This is a genomic window from Streptomyces sp. NPDC006365 (assembly GCF_042870755.1).
Classification (GTDB): domain Bacteria; phylum Actinomycetota; class Actinomycetes; order Streptomycetales; family Streptomycetaceae; genus Streptomyces; species Streptomyces xiangluensis.
Window position 1 is genome coordinate 776,214 of sequence record NZ_JBIAHS010000001.1, and the last position, 18,133, is coordinate 794,346.

At 70.6% G+C, this 18,133-nt stretch carries 15 protein-coding genes and 1 pseudogene; 8 read left to right on the forward strand and 8 right to left on the reverse strand.

The window, feature by feature from the left end; genetic code table 11:
* Positions 1-27: 27 nt before the first annotated feature.
* A complete protein-coding gene (locus tag ACFYO0_RS03610; RefSeq protein ID WP_388669923.1) occupies positions 28-2,085 on the reverse strand; it encodes a discoidin domain-containing protein in 2,058 nt (685 codons plus the stop codon).
* Between the two features lie 383 nt (positions 2,086-2,468).
* Positions 2,469-3,806 (reverse strand): ROK family transcriptional regulator, encoded by a 1,338-nt coding sequence (locus ACFYO0_RS03615; protein ID WP_388669926.1) that lies wholly within the window; start codon positions 3,804-3,806, stop codon positions 2,469-2,471.
* Between the two features lie 336 nt (positions 3,807-4,142).
* Between ACFYO0_RS03615 and ACFYO0_RS03620 the strand changes: the two genes are divergently transcribed.
* The 5 genes from ACFYO0_RS03620 to ACFYO0_RS03640 all read left to right on the forward strand — a co-directional run bounded on the left by ACFYO0_RS03620 (position 4,143) and on the right by ACFYO0_RS03640 (position 9,425).
* Positions 4,143-5,483: an ABC transporter substrate-binding protein gene (locus tag ACFYO0_RS03620; RefSeq protein ID WP_388669929.1), complete on the forward strand. Its 1,341-nt coding sequence runs from the start codon at positions 4,143-4,145 to the stop codon at positions 5,481-5,483.
* A 65-nt stretch (positions 5,484-5,548) separates the two neighbouring features.
* Positions 5,549-6,460 carry a carbohydrate ABC transporter permease gene (locus tag ACFYO0_RS03625; RefSeq protein WP_388669932.1) on the forward strand — a complete coding sequence of 304 codons (912 nt, stop codon included), beginning with the start codon at positions 5,549-5,551 and terminating at the stop codon, positions 6,458-6,460.
* Positions 6,457-7,326, forward strand: a complete 870-nt coding sequence (locus ACFYO0_RS03630; RefSeq protein WP_388669935.1) for a carbohydrate ABC transporter permease — start codon at positions 6,457-6,459, stop codon at positions 7,324-7,326. The genes ACFYO0_RS03625 and ACFYO0_RS03630 overlap by 4 nt, the downstream gene beginning before the upstream one ends.
* Positions 7,327-7,365: 39 nt before the next feature.
* Complete coding sequence (locus ACFYO0_RS03635; RefSeq protein WP_388669938.1) at positions 7,366-8,391, forward strand: Gfo/Idh/MocA family protein; 1,026 nt, start codon at positions 7,366-7,368, stop codon at positions 8,389-8,391.
* Positions 8,388-9,425 carry a Gfo/Idh/MocA family protein gene (locus ACFYO0_RS03640; protein ID WP_388669941.1) on the forward strand — a complete coding sequence of 346 codons (1,038 nt, stop codon included), beginning with the start codon at positions 8,388-8,390 and terminating at the stop codon, positions 9,423-9,425. The genes ACFYO0_RS03635 and ACFYO0_RS03640 overlap by 4 nt, the downstream gene beginning before the upstream one ends.
* A 133-nt stretch (positions 9,426-9,558) precedes the next feature.
* Here ACFYO0_RS03640 and ACFYO0_RS03645 read toward each other — a convergent pair whose 3' ends face one another.
* The 3 genes from ACFYO0_RS03645 to ACFYO0_RS03655 are packed head-to-tail and all read right to left on the reverse strand — an operon-like array spanning position 9,559 to position 14,304.
* Positions 9,559-11,088 (reverse strand): AMP-binding protein, encoded by a 1,530-nt coding sequence (locus ACFYO0_RS03645; RefSeq protein WP_388669944.1) that lies wholly within the window; start codon positions 11,086-11,088, stop codon positions 9,559-9,561.
* Entirely contained in the window at positions 11,085-13,409 is a 2,325-nt protein-coding gene (locus tag ACFYO0_RS03650) for a CoA transferase (protein WP_388669947.1), read from the reverse strand. The genes ACFYO0_RS03645 and ACFYO0_RS03650 overlap by 4 nt, the downstream gene beginning before the upstream one ends.
* A gap of 28 nt (positions 13,410-13,437) precedes the next feature.
* Positions 13,438-14,304, reverse strand: coding sequence for an alpha/beta fold hydrolase (locus tag ACFYO0_RS03655; protein WP_388669950.1), 867 nt, complete (start codon positions 14,302-14,304; stop codon positions 13,438-13,440).
* Between the two features lie 138 nt (positions 14,305-14,442).
* Here ACFYO0_RS03655 and ACFYO0_RS03660 point away from each other — a divergent pair, with 138 nt between their 5' ends.
* The 3 genes and pseudogenes from ACFYO0_RS03660 to ACFYO0_RS03670 form a co-directional block, all read left to right on the forward strand.
* Positions 14,443-14,922 (forward strand): MaoC family dehydratase N-terminal domain-containing protein, encoded by a 480-nt coding sequence (locus tag ACFYO0_RS03660; RefSeq protein WP_388669953.1) that lies wholly within the window; start codon positions 14,443-14,445, stop codon positions 14,920-14,922.
* Positions 14,919-15,362 carry an acyl dehydratase gene (locus tag ACFYO0_RS03665; RefSeq protein ID WP_388669956.1) on the forward strand — a complete coding sequence of 148 codons (444 nt, stop codon included), beginning with the start codon at positions 14,919-14,921 and terminating at the stop codon, positions 15,360-15,362. Before ACFYO0_RS03660 ends, ACFYO0_RS03665 begins: the two co-directional genes overlap by 4 nt.
* A gap of 126 nt (positions 15,363-15,488) precedes the next feature.
* Positions 15,489-15,632: pseudogene (locus tag ACFYO0_RS03670) on the forward strand (transposase); the annotation flags it as partial.
* 74 nt (positions 15,633-15,706) lie between these two features.
* Here ACFYO0_RS03670 and ACFYO0_RS03675 read toward each other — a convergent pair.
* The 3 genes from ACFYO0_RS03675 to ACFYO0_RS03685 all read right to left on the reverse strand — a co-directional run bounded on the left by ACFYO0_RS03675 (position 15,707) and on the right by ACFYO0_RS03685 (position 18,107).
* The gene (locus tag ACFYO0_RS03675) at positions 15,707-16,183 is read right to left on the reverse strand and encodes a thioesterase family protein (protein WP_388670855.1); all 477 of its coding nucleotides are present in this window, start codon (positions 16,181-16,183) and stop codon (positions 15,707-15,709) included.
* A gap of 2 nt (positions 16,184-16,185) precedes the next feature.
* A complete protein-coding gene (locus tag ACFYO0_RS03680; protein ID WP_388670859.1) occupies positions 16,186-17,139 on the reverse strand; it encodes a 3-hydroxyacyl-CoA dehydrogenase NAD-binding domain-containing protein in 954 nt (317 codons plus the stop codon).
* Positions 17,140-17,219: 80 nt separating this feature from the next.
* The gene (locus ACFYO0_RS03685) at positions 17,220-18,107 is read right to left on the reverse strand and encodes a 3-keto-5-aminohexanoate cleavage protein (RefSeq protein ID WP_388669959.1); all 888 of its coding nucleotides are present in this window, start codon (positions 18,105-18,107) and stop codon (positions 17,220-17,222) included.
* Between the last annotated feature and the right edge of the window lie 26 nt (positions 18,108-18,133).

The window sequence follows — 18,133 nt, forward strand, 5'->3', positions numbered from 1 at the left end:
CGGCCCTTGGACACCGACTCCGTGCTGTCAGTTGCTGTAGACACCGACTTCGCGGAGGGAGTATCCCCATTCGGTGCCCCGCTCGAGCCCTTGGACGCGTACATAGCGGGCCGGCACGCCGGTGAACCGGGCCGTGTCCAGGCCGCCGTCGCCGGTGGTAGTGGACCATACGGACTGCCAGTTCGTGCCGTCGGTGGAGACCTGGATGCGGTACGCCTTCCCGTAGGCACGCTCCCAGTCGAGGGTGACGCGCTTGACGAGGTTCGCGGACCCGAGGTCGAGCCGGAGCCACTGATCGCCGCTCCAGTCGCTCGCCCAACGCGTGTCGGGTTTGCCGTCCACGGCCCTGGAGGGTGCGTAACTCGTGAACGGGTTCGACTCCGAGGAACTGGCCGAGGCGATCGAGCCCGAGGCGAGGTTGACCCCGGCCTTGTGGTCCTCGGACGCTCCCCAGGTGCCGAGATAGGACTCGGCGCCCCGCAGGAGGTCGTCCACGACACCCTGGCCGCCGACGCGCCGGACGTCCTCCACCCAGTCCGGGACGAGGCCGTAGTGCGCGGCGCCGTCGGTGTTGATGTCCCAGGTGCGCTGCCCGGTGGTCTGCTTGTCGAGGACGGCGCTGCCGTCGGCGCTGCGGAAGGGGTACTTCACGGGGTTCGCGGTGTCCGCGCCGCGGGGGGCCGGCCACTCGGCGACGCCGTTCATGTCCGTGCCGAAGCCGTAGCCGACGCCGTACTTGTCGCGCAGCGCGTCCGTGCGCTCCGCCTCCGCGCTGAACTCCTCGGAGCCGTGCATGTACTGGGCGATGAAGCCGCCGAGACGGTAGACCCGCTCGGACCAGTTGAGGTCCATCCAGCTGTGCGAGGAGAGCACACCGGGGTAGGACTCCGCCTCGAAGATGTCGAGGACCCGGCCGGTGGCCTTGACGCTCATGTGGTCGATCTCGAGCATCATCTTGCGGTCCATCATGCCGCGCACTGCGTACTCGCCGAGTTGGGTGAGCCCGCGGGTGTTGCACTGCGCGTTCTCGTCGTACGACGGGACCTCCACACCTGCCGGCAGTTCGTCCTCGGCGTCCGGCGCCGCCGCGCCGCCGATGGGGTTGTCGGCTTGCGGACCGGCGCACTTCTCCGTCTTCCAGAAGGTGCCGGTCGACAGGAACTGGCCGACGTTGATCGCCGTACCGAGACCGCCCTCGTCGAAACGGACCCCGCACAGGGCGTTGTCGAACTTGTGGCACAGGAACATGCTGCGCACGCCCAGGTCGTACAGCTCGTCCAGCCCGCGGTCGATGTCGGCCTTGCTGCACTGCGCGACGTCCAGGACCTGCTTGCAGCCGAACGGCTCAGAGGTCTCGACCCCGAGAATGACGGCCAGTTTGCCCTGCTCGATGACCTCGCGGGCCTGCCCGCTGTCGGTGACGATCCTGAACCAGCCCTTGCCGGTGCCGCCGTACATCTTGTCGATGTAGGCCTGCATGTCGTACGTCAGCTTCGCCTGCAGACGGATGGAGGTCATCTCGTCGCAGCTGCGGTCCTTGAAGGGGTAGACCGAGCAGATCACGCCGTTGGTGACGAGGTCGTTGACGAGCACGCGCTGACCGCCGCGCCAGGCCCGCTCGATCCAGGCGTAGTAGTTCTGCTGGTGGGTCACCGAGTCATAGGCCGGCCAGTCCTTGAACGTGGGCCATCCGTTCGGGTCGTGCTTGCCGTCGCCGCCCTTGGTGATGAAGTCGAAGATCGCGAGCGAGCCGTCGGGATAGTGCTCGGGACAGTCCTTGAGCGCGTCGGTGATCCCCAGTTCGGAGAACGGCTTGCCGCAGATGAGCCGGCCGCCGAACGCTTCGTTGGACATCAGGTGGTTGTGCGCGTCGACGAGGCCACGTACCTCCCCCTGGGAGTCGGTTCCCTTGAAGGGCTCGCCCGTGACATTGATCTGGGAGTCCGGCGCGGGCCGCGCGACCGGGGTCCACCAGTCTGCCCCGGCCGCGGAACTGGACGTGGGGCCGAGCGTCATGGTCATCACGATGAGGAGCAGCGAGAGAACCGTGATGGGGCTACGCCTGCGGTGTGGCTGTCGAGTCATGGTCATCACTCACGTCCCCGGTCGGCGGATGGCGCCGTCGATGAGCCAGACAGGAGGGCATGGGTATGACTAGGTCGGGCCCTGGTTGTCATGACTCGCACAAGCGGATGCTCATGAGAATCGCGACTGTGGTCAACGGAGTCAAGAGTCCGGGACAGATGACCTGATGGCTTGTCGGTCGTCCCGAGCCTCCGGGCGCTGTCGCGTGACCGTCGAGATGCTGCAGCGGGCGTCTGAAGTGGGCGTCACCTACGAGCTCCATTGCCCGGACGCCTGGATCACCGGAGTCGTACCGGACGCGCGTCGATTGGCACGCGGACGAGCGGCCTTTCGGGCAGACGACGCCTCCCGGCCGGCACGCCGAGAGCTCGCACCGGAGCCAACTAGGGGGCTTCTGCCCCCGTCTCCAGGCCCGTGGGCCGGACGAGCGCGCCCTGGGACGGAAGGCTGGTTGGCCGGGTGCGCAGCACCTCTTCGACGGAGGAGAGGGCGAAGCGGACCGCACCGGTGATCACGGCCTCGTCGCCCAGGGCGGACAGCCGCCACTGCGGCAGGTCGACGAGGAGGCTGCCGGCCTCCTCCTCGGCGGCGCTCAGGAGGAGTTCCCCCGCCGGGAGCAGGCCGGGGACAGGGAAGAGGCTGGTGCCGAGCACGACCAGCGCCGGGTCGAGCGCCAGCAGCACGGGGGCGATCCCGGCGGCCAGCCTCCGCCCGTACGACGTGATGGCCGCGACTGCTTCGGGATCCCCTGAGGCGGCGCCACGGACGATGTCGGTACCGGTGCGACGCGCAGGGTCCGCAGGATCCCGGGCCACAGCTTCCGGGACCAGTGGTTCGAGGCCGGGCTGCGAGGAGGGGCTGCCGGGGAAGCGGATGAAGCCGATCTCACCGGCCGCACCGCGGTGTCCGCGCAGCAGGCGCCCCCCGGTGATGACACCGGCGCCGAGGCGTTCACCGAGCAGGACGAAGACCATCTCGTCGGCTGCGCCGCCGACCCCGCGCCACTGCTCGCCGAGCGCGGCGAGGTTGGCGTCGTTCTCCACGGCGACCGGGCAGCCGAGGGCGTCGCGGAGGACGGTGACGATGTCCGCCTCGGCCCAGCCCTTGAGGTTGTCGGCCTGCCGGATACGGGTGTTGCTCCTGTCCACCAGGCCGGGGGTGCCCACCGTCGCGGCCCACACCCGCCGGGCGTCGGCTCCGGAGCGGTCGATCGCGCGCTGTACCACCCCCGTCACGGCGCGGGCGCGGGCCCGGCCGCCCAAGTCGGCGCGCACCGCCTTGCGTTCGACGGCCACCGGCAGGCCGTCGAGGTCGGCCAGGCAGGCGCTCACCGAGCGGGCCCGTACATCCACGCCGATGACGAAGCCCGCGCGCGGGCAGAAGCGGAACCGGCGGGCCGGGCGGCCGGGCGAACGCTGACCACGGGCGGAGACGGCCGGGGCGACCTCGATGAGGCCGCAGTCCATGAGTTCCTCGACGATCGCCTCAACGGTGGGGCGGGAGAGCTTGGTCGCCTCGGCCAGGGTGGAGAGCCGGGGGTGCGGGTCGGTCGAGCGGACGGCGGCGAGGATGGCAGCGGCGTTCGTGGCCCGCAGGTCCGCGACGCCCACCACCGCGGGCAGTTCGCGCCCGGGAGAGTACGGCTCCGGCAGCCCGCCGAGCGGCCACAGCGCCCGCGCGGCGGGGGCAGTGGACGGGGAGCGGTCCCTGGACGTGGCCAATGATCAACCTCCTGTGGAGCGGCTCGACGGGGACCGGTGCAGACCGCCCGACGATAACAATCCAGCCATGAGTCCTTGACGCACGCCAGGCTCGCTCCGATTATAAAACGCAACTGCGTTATCGAACTACTCGAGCTCACTGATCGAGTTCATAGAGCTGTCGAAACCCCGCCGCTCGCAGGACCCACCGCGATCCCGGCCCGTCCACGGCGTCTTCCCACCCTCCTCGCGCCGCCTCCGCCGCGCCGCGCACCATCGCGGCCTCATGCACCACGTCTCCACCGCCGGCCGGCCCCGCCGTCGGCTCTCCCTGTCCCGTCACACCCAGGAGACCCCATGAGCCCCAGCCCGTCGTCCCTGTCCAGACGTACGTTCCTCACGGCCACCGGTGCGGTCGGCGCCGCGGCACTCACCGCGTGCAGCGATCTGACCCCAGGCGCATCGTCGTCGGAGAAGAGCAGTTCCGGCCCCGTCTCCACGGCGATACCGGCCGACGAGAAGATCACGCTGGTGGTCGCCGACGCCGACGACACCACCATGACCCCGGGTCTCATCGCGGCCTTCCGCGAGAAGCACCCCAACATCACCGTCAAGCGCAACTACACCGGCTGGGACGACTACCTCAAGAGCGTCAACACCACCATGTCGGCCGACAGCGCACCCGACATCGCCCAGTTCACCTCCGGTATGCAGAACCTCGTCCCCGGACGGCTGCTGCTCAAGGTCGGCGAGTACGGCAAGGCTTACGGCTGGGCGGAGAAGTTCCCCGGCCTGGACCAGATCACCCTCACCCCGGACGGCAAGACCGTCGGCACCGGCGACCTGTACGGGGTGGGCGCGGGCCTGTCGTTCGAAGGCGTCTACTACAACAAGGCCAAGGCGCAGAAGCTGGGCCTGACCGTCCCTCCGGCCACCCTGGACGAGCTGGAGGCCCTGTTCGCCAAGGCCAAGGCGGCCGGTGAGACCGCACTGGTCGCCGGCAATCTCGACGGCGGCCTCAACCACGCCTTCAACGTGCTGCTCTCGGCCTATCTGACACCGAAGGACCGCGAGGCGTGGGCCTATGGCCACCAGAGCGCCACCATCGTGCTGCCGGAGGCCGAGAAGGCGGCCGAGACGCTCAAGCGGTGGGTGGACGAGGGGTATGTCACCCCCAAGGTCAACGGCGTCAGCGACAACGACGCCACCGCCGCGTTCGCCAAGGGCGAGGGCGTCTTCCGGATCAGCGGCAACTGGGCCGCGGCGGCGGTGGCCGAAGGCCTGGGGGAGGGGGCGGGCTACTTCAACATGCCGCCCGTCACCTCCGGCGGGAAGATACGCACCACCGGCGCCGGGGTGTACTACTGCGTGTCCAGCAAGTCGAAGAACGCTGCCGCGGCCGCCGCGTTCCTCGACTTCACCGCCGGCGCGGAGGCCGCCGCCATCACCGCCAAGGCAGGCTTCATGGCTCCCGACGCGGGCGCCATGCCGAGCCAGAGCGGGCTGCTGGGCGATGTCCAGCAGGGCTGGCAGACGATCGTCAAGGACGCCGGCCTGCAGCCGTTCATCCAGAACTCCTCCAGCCCGACGATGGGCGACACCCTCACCACCCAGCTGCAGTTGCTCGCCGGGGGCAAGGCCACCGCCGAGAAGTTCCTGGCCGGTCTCCAGGCGGACTTCGAGAACTACCACAAATGACCACTGCCGACCGACTGACCGGGCCCGCCCCTGCTCCCGGATCCCAGAGTCCGGCGGAGCGCGCGGTGGGCAGCACCGTGCGCAGGCACTCCCGCCCGGTGCGGTCCCACCGCCGCCGACGCCAGGCCGTGGCGTTGCTGTACCTGCTGCCGGCTCTGCTGCCCTACACGCTCTTCGCCGTGCTGCCGCTGCTGCACACCGCTTATCTCTCGCTGTTCGACTGGGACGGGGTGACACTCCCGTCCTTCGTCGGCCTGGACAACTACGGTCGTATCGTCACCGACCCGCAACTGCGCGCCGCCGCCTGGCATGCCGGTGCGCTGATCCTGTTCTTCTCCGTGCTTCCCATCTGCCTGGGGCTGGTATCGGCGGCGATCGTGTCCCGGCGTGCCGGGCGCCGGGGCACCACCCTGGTCCGCACGGTGCTGTTCCTGCCCCAGGTCATCCCGCTGGTCGCGGTCGGCATCCTCTGGCGCTGGGTGTACGCCGAGGACGGCACCCTCAACCAGGCGCTGAGGGCGATCGGTCTGGGCGGCCTCACCGACGCCTGGCTGGGCAGCTTCACCTGGGCCCTGCCGGCGGTCGGACTGATCGGCAGCTGGGTCGTCTCGGGCCTGTGCATGGTGCTGTTCCTGTCCGGGACCCAGCGCATCGACCCGGAGATCTACGAGGCGGCACGGATGGACGGGGCGGGCCCGGTACGCGAGTTCACGGCGATCACCGTCCCGCTGCTGCGGCCGGAGTTCGCGGTGGCACTGTCCATCACCGTGATCGCCGCCCTGTCCAGCTTCGACCTCATCTACATCACGACCGGAGGGGGTCCGGGCAACAGCACCGTCGTCCCCGGAATCCTCATCTACCGCCTGGCCTTCGGGGGTGGCGCCGTCGGTGTGGCCAGCTCGCTGGCGATCGTGCTGACGGTGGTCATCTCCCTCGCCGTCCTGGTGATCAACCGGCTGTCCAGGGAGGCGCCGTGACCTCACCTACGAAAGCGGTGATCGGCCCAAGAGCTTTCACCGGTACAAGAGCGTCCCCCGGGCGGTTCGCGGCACCCCTCGTGCTCGCGCTGTTCATGGCCGCCGTGCTCGTACCGTTCGCCTCCCTTCTGCTGGCAGCACTCCAGCCGGCGGGCGCTCCGCTGACCGGCTTCGCCCTGCCGGACGGGCTGCACCTGGAGAACTTCTCCCGCGCCTGGTCCGCGGCCGGCTTCGGCACACTGCTGCGGTCGAGCGTGGTGATCGCGCTGTGCGTGGTGCCTGCCGCGGTGGTGTGCGCGACCCTCGCCGGGTACGCGCTCGCGACCCTGGACGTTCCCGGCCGGGGAAGGCTCTACGCGTATCTGCTGCTCGGCCTGTCCATCCCCTCCGAGGGCACCATCATCCCGCTCTACTACGACCTGCGCGCCATCGGCCTGACCAACACCGTGCCGGGGCTGGCCCTCGCGGAGATCGCCGCGTTCATGCCGTTCGGGGTCTTCTGGATGCGCGCCCACTTCTCGACCATGCCGCGCAGCCTGATGGAAGCCGCGCGGCTGGACGGCGCCTCGTCGTGGGCGACGCTCTGGCGGATCCTGCTGCCCAACTCCCGCCCGGCGGTGACCACGTTGGGCGTTCTGTACTTCGTCTGGAGCTGGAACCAGTTCCTGCTCCCGCTCATCCTGATCCAGGACCCGGCCCGCCGTACGGCCCCGGCCGGACTGGGTTTCTTCACCGGGCAGTTCGGCGTCGACGTGCCGCTGCTCGCCGCGGCCACCCTGATCGTGATCGCCCCGGTGGTGCTCGTCTACCTGTTCTTCCAGCGGCACTTCATCAGTGGCGTACTCAGCGGCGCCCTCAAGGGCTGACCACACCAGGCCTGAACCCACAGGAGGTCGGAGAATTCCATGGCAGAACTCGAAGTCGCGCTGATCGGTGCGGGCGGCATCGCCCGCACGCATCTGCCCGCGTGGGTCGCCCTCGGCGCGCGGGTACGCCTGTACGCACCCGACGGCCGCGCCCCCGCCCTGGCCCGCGAGTTCGGCGCGACGTCCGTGGGCTCCCTGCGTGAGGCGATCGCCGGGGCCGCCGTGGTGGATGTGTGCACCCCGACCGACACCCACCGGGAGATCACTCTGGCCGCCGTCGCGGCGGGCGCCCATGTCCTGTGTGAGAAGCCGCTGGCGCTCAGCGCCGCCGAGGCAGGGGAGATGGCCGACGCGGCACAAGAGGCCGGGTTGAGGCTGTACCCGGGACATGTCGTGCGCTTCTTCCCCGCCTACGCCCGGCTTCGCGACCTGGTCGCCGGGGGTGGTCTGGGCCGGGTGGCGGTCGCCCGGTTCACCCGTACCGGCCGCTATCCCACATGGAGCGGCTGGTTCGCCGACCCGGTGCGTTCCGGTGGGATTCTGACGGACCAGATGATCCACGACATGGACATCGCCCGCTGGCTCTTCGGCGAGGTCGTACGGGTCCACGCCCGGCACCAAGGGCATCTCACCGCCCCGGCCCCGGAAGGGGCGGTCGCCACCGGTACCGCCGTACTCACCCACGCGGGAGGCGCCATCACGCAGGTCATAGGAGTGTGGGGGCCGCCGGCAACGCCGTTTCGCACCACGTTCCATGTGTCGGGCACCGGCGGTACCGTCCAGCACGACTCCCAGGCCCACCTCGACCTGCGGATCACCGGCGCCGCGTCCGGCGGCCCGGCGGACGGCATACCCGTCGGAGACTTCGGGGAGTCGCCGTACTTCACCCAGATCCGCGAGTTCGCCGAGGCGTTCGCGGGCGGTCCCGAACCACGGGTGAGCGGGCAGGACGGCGTGGCGGCCGTCCGCATCGCCGAGGCCGCGGCCCAGTCCGCACGTACCGGACGGACCGTCGAGCTTGCCCCGCAGCCAACCACCGTACCCACAAGGGGAATTGACCAGTGAGAGTCGCCGTACTGTCCTTCGCCCATGTGCACGCCGCGACCTACATCGGGCTGCTGCGCGACCGCGACGGCATCGAACTGATCACCGCGGACCCCGACGCCCCGCCGGGCGACCCGACCCGGGGTCGTCAACTCGCCGAAAGCCTGGGTGCCGCCTACGCCGACACCTGGGACGAGGTGTTCGCCCTCCGCCCCGACGCCGTGGTGGTCACCAGCGAGAACGCCCGGCACCGGCACCTGGTCGAGCGGGCCGCCGCGACCGGGGCACATGTGCTGTGCGAGAAGCCCCTCGCGACGACCGAGGCGGACGCACGAGCCATGATCGACGCCTGTGAGCGCGCCGGGGTCGGGCTGATGACCGCCTATCCCGTACGGTTCAGCCCCGCCTTCACCGCCCTGCGCCGCGCACTGGCCGACGGCTCGCTCGGCGGACTGATAAGCGTCCACGGAGCCAACAACGGCTCGAACCCGGCCCGTTCGCACCCCTGGTTCGCCGACCCGGAACTGGCCGGCGGCGGAGCGCTGGCCGACCACACCGTCCACATCGCCGACCTCGTGGACGCGCTGCTGGACGGCGAGCAGGCGGCGGAGGTGTACGCCCAGGCCAACAGCATCCTCGACGACGACGGCCCCGCTCCGGATGTCGAGACCGCGGCCCTTGTCACCGTCCGCTACCCCAGCGGGCTGGTCGCCGCCGTGGACGCCAGCTGGAGCCATCCGCCGGACCACCCGACGTGGGGCGGGCTCGCCATGACCTGCGTCGGCGAAAAGGCGATCGTGGAGTTCGACGCCTTCCCTCCGCTGCTCGGCGGGTTCGACGCCGCCACCGGTCGCGACCGCTGGGAGGCGGGCGGGACCGACCTGGACGCCGCCATGCTCGAGGAGTTCCTCGACACCGTACGCACCGGACGGCGGCCGTCTCCCGACGGCGAGACGGGCCTGCGCACCCTCCGGATCGTGCTGGCCGCCTACGAGTCGCTGCGCACCGGACAACCGGTCGCACTGACGGATGCCCCTGGCGCGACCGGCGGCTGAACTCCCCGCAGATGGCCGTCGACGGTGGCCGTCGGCAGCGGAGAGTCCAGGACAGCGGAGGCGACGACGGCGGAGGCGACCTGGATGCCGTCCGCCACTGACGGGCCACGGCCCGGGGGCCGCAGTACCAGGGTCAGGTCCGGGCGGCCCGGCCCGCGGCGCGCGCCCGGTCCCAGGTGCCGGCGGTGACGCCGCGTTCCCGCAGGGCCGCTTTGCGGACCTTGCCGGTCTCGGTCATCGGCAGGGACGGGACCGTCTCGATGTAGCGGGGCACGGCGAACGCGGGTAGCTCCAGCGCGCAGTGCCGGGTCAGGTCCTCCGGGTCCAGATCGGCACCGGGCCGGACGACGATCGCGACCATCACCTCGTCCTCGGCCAGTTCGGAGGAGACCGGGAACGCGGCGGCCTCGGCGACCGCCGGATGGGTGCGGACCGCCGACTCCACCTCGGACGAGGAGATGTTCTCGCCGCGGCGCCGGATGACGTCCTTGATCCGGTCGACGAAGCGGAACCAGCCGTCCGGCTCGCGGATCACGCGGTCGCCGGTCCGGCGCCAGGAGTCGGACGGCTGCACCGGATCCTTCACATAGCCGGTCGAGAAGGCGTGCTCCCGCTGGCTGCGGACGACGAGTTCACCGGGCGTCCCGTCCGCAACAGGAGCGAGGCCTTCGTCGACCACCTGGGCGGAGAAGCCCGCGCGTACGGTGCCGAGGTAGCCGGGACGGGCCTCCTCGGGTGTGGAACCGATGACGAGGTTCGTCTCGGTGGAGCCGAACCCGTCGACGAGACGGATGCCGAAGCGCTCGCGGAACGGCTCCCACGCGGCGGCCGGGGTCGCCGGCGACAGCCCGCGCCACGCCCGGTGCGCCCGGTCCTGAGGGCCCGGAGGCTGCGCCAGCAGCATGGGCACCATCGCACCGAGCAGGTACACCGCGGTCGCACCGGACTGAGCGACCTGCGCCCAGTGCCGCGTTGCGGAGAACCGCCCGCCGACGACGCAGCTCGCGCCCACCGTCATGGCCTGCGCGAGCGTGTTGAGGGCGTTGGTGTGGAACAGCGGCAGACAGGTGAAGAGCACGTCGTCGGAGGTGAGCCGCAGGGAGTCCGCGACGTTGCGGCCCCACCACACGAACTGGGCCTGCGGACAGCGGACACCGCGCGACGCGCCCGTGGTGCCCGAGGTGAAGAGAATGGCGGTGGTGTCCTGCGGACGTACCGGTGCGGGCGGGAGCGCCCCGGTCGTGCCGGGCGCGGGGACGTCCTCCTCGCCCGCCACCCACACCGTGCCCTGATGGCCCGCCTCGACGGCACGTTTCGCCAACTCGGCCTCGGCGTAGAGGAATTGCGGTCGAGCTTCGTGCAGCACATGTCGCAGCGACCGGCCGCGCAGAGCGGTGTTCAACGGCACCACGACCGCGCCGAGCCAGGCGCAGCCCAGGATCAGGTCGACGAGTTCGATCCGGTTGGGCAACAGGGCCGCGATCCGGTCGCCCGGTCCGCAGCCCCGTGCCGCGAGTGCCCCGGCCATGGTGGCGGCGGCCTCGCGGGTCTTCGCGTACGTCCGCGTCGTGTCGCCCACACGCAGGAAGGTCCGGTCGCCGAACTTCTCGGCGGCGGTGTCGACGAGTTGCGGCACGGTCAGCGCATCCGCGATGCCACTCACCGCAGAACTCCGGCCTGGTGAAGTCGCCGAAGCCGCTCGGGACCGATGCCTGCCACCTCGCTCAGCACCTCGTCGGTGTCGGCACCGAGCAGGGGCGCGGGCTTGCGTACTCCGCCCGGTGTGCCGCTGAGGCGGATGGGCACACCCTCGTGGAGGAAAGCGCCCGCCGCTGGGTGCGCAAGACGGACGTAGAAGCCGCGGGCCCTCAACTGCGGGTCGTGCTCGACGAGTTCACGACCGTCCTGCACCGCACCGGCCGGAATCCCGCGCTCCTGCAACAGCTCGGCAGCGGCATCGGCGGGCATCCCCCGTGCCCAGTCACCGAGTACGCCATCGATCAGCGCGCTCTCCCGCCTGCGGCCCTCAGCGGTCAACAGCCGTTCGTCATCGGCCAGTTCCCGGCGTCCGATCGTATGGCAGAGGGCCGTCCACTCCTCGTCCGAGCGGACGCTGACGGCGAGCCAGCGGTCGGCGCCCAGACACCGGTACACCCCCTGAGGGCTCCACCGAGGGTCTGCGTTGCCCATCGGCGACCGTGCCGACGTGAGGAGGCTCGTCCCCATGTGGGCGGCGATCGCCTCGAGTTGGGAGAGGTCGACGTGCTGTCCGCGGCCCGTCTCCGCGCGGTGCTCCAGCGCGGCGACCGTGGCCAGCGCGGCCTGAAGTCCCGCGACGATGTCCCCGTGCCCGTAGATCACGCCCACCACGTCGTCCGGGCCCCAGCCGGTGAGCCCGGTCAACCCACCACTGGCCGAGACGGTGTCCGCGTACGACACCCAGCCGGACCGCGGTCCCGTGTGGCCCATGCCCGACATGCTCACGTAGACGAGGCGCGGGTTGATCTCGCGCAGCGCCTCGTAGCCGAGGCCGAGCCCGGTCATGACCGTGGCACTGAAGTTCTCCACGAGGACGTCGCAGGAGGCGATGAGGTCGCGGAGCACCGCGACGCCCTCCTCGGTCCGCGTGTCGAGTGCGATGCTGCGCTTGTTCCGGTTGACCTCATTGAAGTAGCCGTTGGTGTCCGGGTCCGTGTGGTCGCCCCGCGAAAGGTGCATGAAGGGCGCGAAACGGGTCGGGTCGGGGCGCCGGACGGACTCCACCTTGATGACGTCGGCGCCGTGGTCGGCCAGGACCTTTGTGCAGTACGGGCCCGCGAGCACCCAGGTCAGATCGAGGACGCGTACGCCGTCCAGCGCGGAAAGGGTGGGGCAGTCGCCGTCGACCGGGCGCGGCGGACGAGGTTCGTCGACCAGCGCCTGGTCGGCACCGGGCCCGGGCACGGTGAGTGACGTGACACGGCGGCCTTCGGGGAACGCGAACGGGAAGCCGAGGTCGGTTCGGTCGCCCTGCTCCGTCCGGACCCGGGTGAAGAAGCCGCGTGCGGCGAGCTGCGGGTTGCCCGGCAGTTCGTCGGGCAGGTCGACGGCGGCCCACGGCAGTTTCCTGGCCTGCGCCCGCTCCGCGAACTCGGACTTCGGCCAGGCGCCCACGAAGTCCTGCACGACCTTGAACACATGCTCCTGGTGCTTTTTGCGCTCGACGGGATCCTGCCACCGTGGCTCCGCCAGATCGGCCTCCGCGCCTTCCTCGCACAGCCAGGCGAGCAGCGCGTCCCACATGCGAGGGCTGCCGCCGAGCCCGCCGCCCAGATAGCCGTCCGCGGCCCGGAAGAGCCCGTGCGGGACCAGCGGATGCACCCGTCCCGGGCGCGGCGGAACCCGGTCCTCGTGCAGGTAGGCGAGGGCACCCGCCTCCAGTGCCGCGGCGACGCACGCCTGTGCCGATACGTCGATGAGCTGCCCGGAGCCGCCCCGCCGGGCCCGCAGACCGAGCAGGACGGCGATCGCCGCGTTGACGCCGGCGAGTTGCTCCGCCTGGTTCTCCGGCAGCCGCAGCGGCGGGCCGTCCGGGTCGCCGACCTGCGCCAGCATGCCGCCGAGCGCGGCCACGACCAGGTCGGTGCCCTGCCAGTGGCTGCGCGGGCCGACGAGGCCGAAAGGGGTGACGCGTACGTGTACGAGGTGATCGAGACCGGCGGCGACCGGCTCGGCGCCCTCGATGCTCCCGTCGAGCAGCGCGTCCGCGCCCTCAAGGAGCCGGCGCAGCTCAGCAGCACCTTCGGGCGTGTCCGTGTCGAGCGTCACTGAGCGCTTCCCGGCGTGCCAGTGGGCGAAGGCGTCGCCGTCGAGTTCGTGCCGGGTCGCATCGCCTCCCGGCGATTCGACCAGCACCACCTCGTGACCGAGGCCCATCAGGAGCCTGCCCGCGAAACGGGCGAAGGGACTGGACAGTTCGACGACGCGCGGAGCCGCCTCGCTCACGTTTCCTCCGGTGAGTGTCGGTGGAGAGTCAGGCGTGGTGCTGGTTCAGGAAACCGGTGACGACGGAGTAGTAGTCGTATGGTCGCTCCTCCTGGAGGTGATGGGACGTCCGGCTCATGATGTGGAGGTTTCCCCGGGGGACCATCCGGGCCAGCATCAGCGGGTAGTCCGGGGTCAGGAACGCGTCATGCATGCCCCACATGAAGAGTGACGGGGCCTCGATCCGGCCCAGTTCGTCCGTCAGGTCCTGCCAGTCGCCGCGCGGGTTGTCCGAGGCAGCGGCGAGCGCCATCTCCTCGGGGTCGAGGCTCTGTTCGTGGCGCAGCTTCACCGTGCGCTCGGGGACCACGTCCGCGTCGTACCACTCCAGACGGGCCATCAACTCGCGCATCTTCACCGGCGAGGGGCCGTCTCCGCCGTAGTACACGTCCCTGGCGTTGCGACCACGGCGGCCGCCTTCCGGAAGGGGCGCGAGGGGCCCGTAGAAGACCGGCATACTGCCGGTGATCACGAGGGAGCGCACCCGCTCGGGGTACTTGGCGGCCAGGTTGAGGGCGATGGTTCCGCCCCACGAGTTGCAGATGAAGTCGGCGCGTGCCACCCCCAACGAGTCGAGCAGCGCCACGGTCTTGGCGGCGTGGTAGTCCCACATGGGGCCCTTGATGACCGGCTTCGCGGACTTCCCGTACTGCAGGATGTCGACGAGGAAGCACCGGCGGTCCGCGGCGAACAGCGGCGCCACCTGCCCGAAGTCCGACCAGCCCGTGCACCCCGGGCCGCCGCCGTGCAGAAAGACGGTGGGGCTTCCCTCGCCCGTCTCGATGTAGTGGTACGTGACGCCGTCCGCCTCCGCGTAGGCGCCCGGCGGAGGCGGCTGAATGTCCATGAGGTCCATGTCCCGCATGGTCTCCGGCGGCGGCAGCCCGCCCAAGCGGAGCGGTCCGCTGAGCGGGCCGGTTCCATGGTGGCCCGGAATGTCCTTGGCTAGCGTCCGGTCATCCGAGTTCCGGTCATCCGAATGTGGAGGCGGCGCATGGCGAACGGGCTGGACCTGGCCGAGGAGCGGGCACGGGCGTTGGTCGGGCGGTGGGAGCGGCGGCATCTGGGTGTCGTACGGGCCGAGGACGCCGCGGAGTTCGCCCGGGCGGCCGGTGAGACCGCGTCGCACCTGGTCGATCCGGGCAGTCCCCGGTTCACCGTCCACCCCATGTACGTCGTCAGCCTGCTGCGCGGAGCGCCGGGAGCCGGCCCGGACGAGGTCCGGCCGGACGGCATGTACCGCGACGAGGTCCCCGGCACCGACGGGCTCGACGTCCGCCTCATGGCGGGCGGTCAGCAGGTGCGCTGGACGGGGGAGGTGCGGCCCGGGGACGCGCTTGAACTGCTACGGGCTCTCAGGGCAGTTGAGCGCAAGGGGGCGGGGGACGGGTTCCTGTTGCTCACGGTCGAGAAGACGTACAGCGCGGCGCGCGGAACGCTCGTCGAGGTCATGGAGAGGTTCATCGTCCGGTGAGTCGGGAACAGTTCTGCAAGCGCATCGATTCCGTCGCCGTCGGGCAGCCGGTACCGCCCGTCGAGTTCACGCCCGACGCGGTCGCCCTGCTGCGTTTCGGCGCCGTCACCCGCAACACCCACCACATCCACTACGACACCGCCTTCGCCCGGTCCGAAGGGCTGGCCGGCCCGGTCGTCATGGCGCAGTTGCACGGCTGCCTCTTCCACCGGACGGCGACGGGTTTCGCCGGCGAGACCGGGCGGGTACGCGAGGTCGCCTGGCAGAACCGGGCGCCCGCCCACGCGGGGGACCGGCTCGTGGTCACCGGCAGGGTACGAGAGGTTGATCCCCGACGCGGTGAGGTCACGCTCGACCTCGTAGAGCACTGCGGAGTCCCCGACGGCGAAGATCCCGGCACCATCTGCTGCCGGGGCCATGCCGTGGTCGTGCTCGTCTGACACCGACATCTTCGATACCAACCGTCACCGCACATGTGGTGGGCAGTCGCCGTCGGGCCAGAATCCAGCGGGGCCCCCGACCGTGCAAGGGAACGGCCCGAGCATGGGGCCAAGGTGGTCGATGACGCGAAGGGACTCACGCACGGGGAGATCTCGGCTCATCTCGCCGAGGTGTATGGCGCTGAGGTGTCCAAGCAGACCGTCTCCACCATCACCGACAAGGTCATGGAGGGCATGGCCGAGTGTCAGAACCGGCCCCTCGACCGCCTGCCGATCACCCGCACCTGCGATGCGAACCACACCGTCGCTGGATGCGGCATCACGCGTTCGGGGAAGCGCTGGTCTCAGGGCGCTGTGATCGAGCGCCCCGCCCACGAAGGAGGTTCTTCCATCAGTGCCGAGAGGCGCTCACGGACGGCGTCGGGGAACGGCGTCGCACGGCCGGCCTCCTGGTCGACGTGGAGGGTGAGCAGTTCCGTCGTGGCGACCGGGCAGGTATCCGCTTCCGGATCGGTCCGCGGGCCCTTGACGACGTACATCTCGTGCGTGAAGCGTGCCTTCTTCCCGGCCGCACCCAACACGCGTGTACGTACCGCCAGTTGGGCCCCCTCCGGCGCATCTCGCAGATAGCGGACGTGAGCCTCGACCGTGTACATCGAGCAGCCGGTGCTCTTGCGGTAGGCGGCGTCCAACCCCGTACGCTCCATCAGCGCGTCCGTCGCGTAACCAAAGACCAGGACGTAGAACGCCTCGCTCATATGCCCGTTGTAGTCGATCCACTCCGGGCGCACGGTGTCGCGGAACAGCGGCAGCCCCGGCAGGCTCACTCGGCACCGGTCCCGGGCAGTCGACCCGTCACGCGCAGGACGGCGATGACGCCCCGGTCGCGTTCGGCGACCAGGTCGGCGATCGTACGGCCGTCGGCGGCGTCGTCGCAGCCGGCCACGACCGCGTCGTACAGCGCTTTGTCCAGTTCCGGGGCCTCCAGCCGGGTCCACGGGGACTTCAGGGACGGCCCGAAGTGGTCGAGCATGTGGGCCATTCCGCCTTCTCCGCCCGCGAGTGCGAAGGTGAGCATCGGGCCCATGATCGCCCAGCGCAGGCCCGGCCCCTCGGTGATGGACAGGTCGATGTCGCGGACCGTCGCCTCACCACTGGCGACCATGTGCAGGGCCTCGCGCCACAAGGCCTCCTGGAGTCGGTTGGCGATGAAGCCGGGGACCTCGCGGTCCATGGTGATGACGGACTTGCCCGCCACCTCGTAGAAACGCGATGCCCAGCGCACCGCCTCAGGGTCCGTCCGCTCCCCGCCGACGACCTCGACCAGCGGGATGAGGTACGGCGGGTTGAACGGGTGGCCGACGACCAGCCGGCCGGGCGTGACCGCCTCGGTCTGCATGTCGGTCATCGGGTAGCCGGAGGTGGAGGAGGCGATGACGACCCCGGCGGGTGTCGCCGCATCCAGTTTCGCCAGCAGTTCGCGCTTGAGGTCCAGCTTCTCCGGGGCGCTCTCCTGCACGAACTGTGCCTCGGAGACCGCCTCTTCGAGTGTCGCGGTGACCATGAGGCGGTCCGCCGAGGCGCCGGGGGCGAGGCCGAGCTGTTCGAGCGCGGGCCAGGCGGTGTCGACGAGCCGTCGTAGCCGGGCCTCGGCGTCGGGGGCCGGGTCCCAGGCGGTGACGTCGTAGCCGCGGGCCAGGAAGTGGGCGACCCAGCCGCCGCCGATCACTCCGGCGCCCACGCAGGCCACACGCCGTACGTCCTCGGGAGAGGGCATGAGGGGGGAAGTCTCCGTCATCGGGGGCTCCTTGAAGTGGGGGGTGAGTGATCCGCGAAGAGGGGGAAGCGATCCGCGGCTCAACCGCGCGGCTTGAGGCCGAGCTTGAGACGCGCCTTGTCGGGAGTCGCGACCCGCGCCCCCAGGGCCTCGATGATCGTCACGGCCCGCTCCACCAACTGGGCGTTGGTCGCCTTGACGCCCTTGCCCAGATAGAGGTTGTCCTCCAGGCCGACGCGCACATGGCCGCCGAGCAGGATCGACTGTGCCACCCACGGCATCTGCATGCGACCCAGAGCGAAACTGGCCCACTGGGCGCCGTCCGGCAGCATGTTCACCATCGACTGCAGCACTCCGGGGTCCGCGGGCGCGCCCCACGGGATGCCCATGCACAGCTGGAACACGGTCGGATCGTCCAGCAGCCCCTCGGCGAGCAGCTGCTTCGCGAACCACAGGTGCCCGGTGTCGAAGATCTCCAACTCCGGCCGCACGCCCAGCTCCTGAACGCGCTTGGCACCCGTGCGCAGCATGTCGGGCGTGGAGACGTAGAGGTTCGACCCGTCGCCGAAATTGAGTGACCCGCAGTCCAGGGTGCAGATGTCGGGCAGCAGGTCCTCTACGTGCGGCAACCGCGCAAGGCCCCCGACCAGGTCGGTGCCGGGCAGCTGCTTCAGCGGCTTCTCCGCGTCGATGACCAGGTCGCCGCCCATGCCCGCGGTGAGGTTGATGACGACGTCGGTCCCGGTCTCCTTGATGCGCTCGACGACCTCGCGGTAGAGGCGCGGGTCGCGGGAGGGTGCTCCGGTCTCGGGGTCGCGTACGTGGATGTGGACCGCGGCGGCACCGGCCTCGGCGGCCTGCACCGCGGAGGCGGCGATCTGCTCGGGGGTGACGGGCACGTGCGGGCTCTTGCGCACGGTGTCACCTGCGCCGGTGAGGGCGCAGGTGATGATGACGTCCTGGTTCATGGCCGCGCGGGTTCCTCTCTGAGCGG

Coding starts and splice junctions, on each gene's coding strand:
- ACFYO0_RS03680 (WP_388670859.1), bottom strand. CDS start 17,139: ATGCCCTCTCCCGAGGACGTACGGCGTGTGGCCTGCGTGGGCGCCGGA.
- ACFYO0_RS03655 (WP_388669950.1), bottom strand. CDS start 14,304: ATGGACCTCATGGACATTCAGCCGCCTCCGCCGGGCGCCTACGCGGAG.
- ACFYO0_RS03660 (WP_388669953.1), top strand. CDS start 14,443: ATGGCGAACGGGCTGGACCTGGCCGAGGAGCGGGCACGGGCGTTGGTC.
- ACFYO0_RS03685 (WP_388669959.1), bottom strand. CDS start 18,107: ATGAACCAGGACGTCATCATCACCTGCGCCCTCACCGGCGCAGGTGAC.
- ACFYO0_RS03610 (WP_388669923.1), bottom strand. CDS start 2,085: ATGACTCGACAGCCACACCGCAGGCGTAGCCCCATCACGGTTCTCTCG.
- ACFYO0_RS03635 (WP_388669938.1), top strand. CDS start 7,366: ATGGCAGAACTCGAAGTCGCGCTGATCGGTGCGGGCGGCATCGCCCGC.
- ACFYO0_RS03620 (WP_388669929.1), top strand. CDS start 4,143: ATGAGCCCCAGCCCGTCGTCCCTGTCCAGACGTACGTTCCTCACGGCC.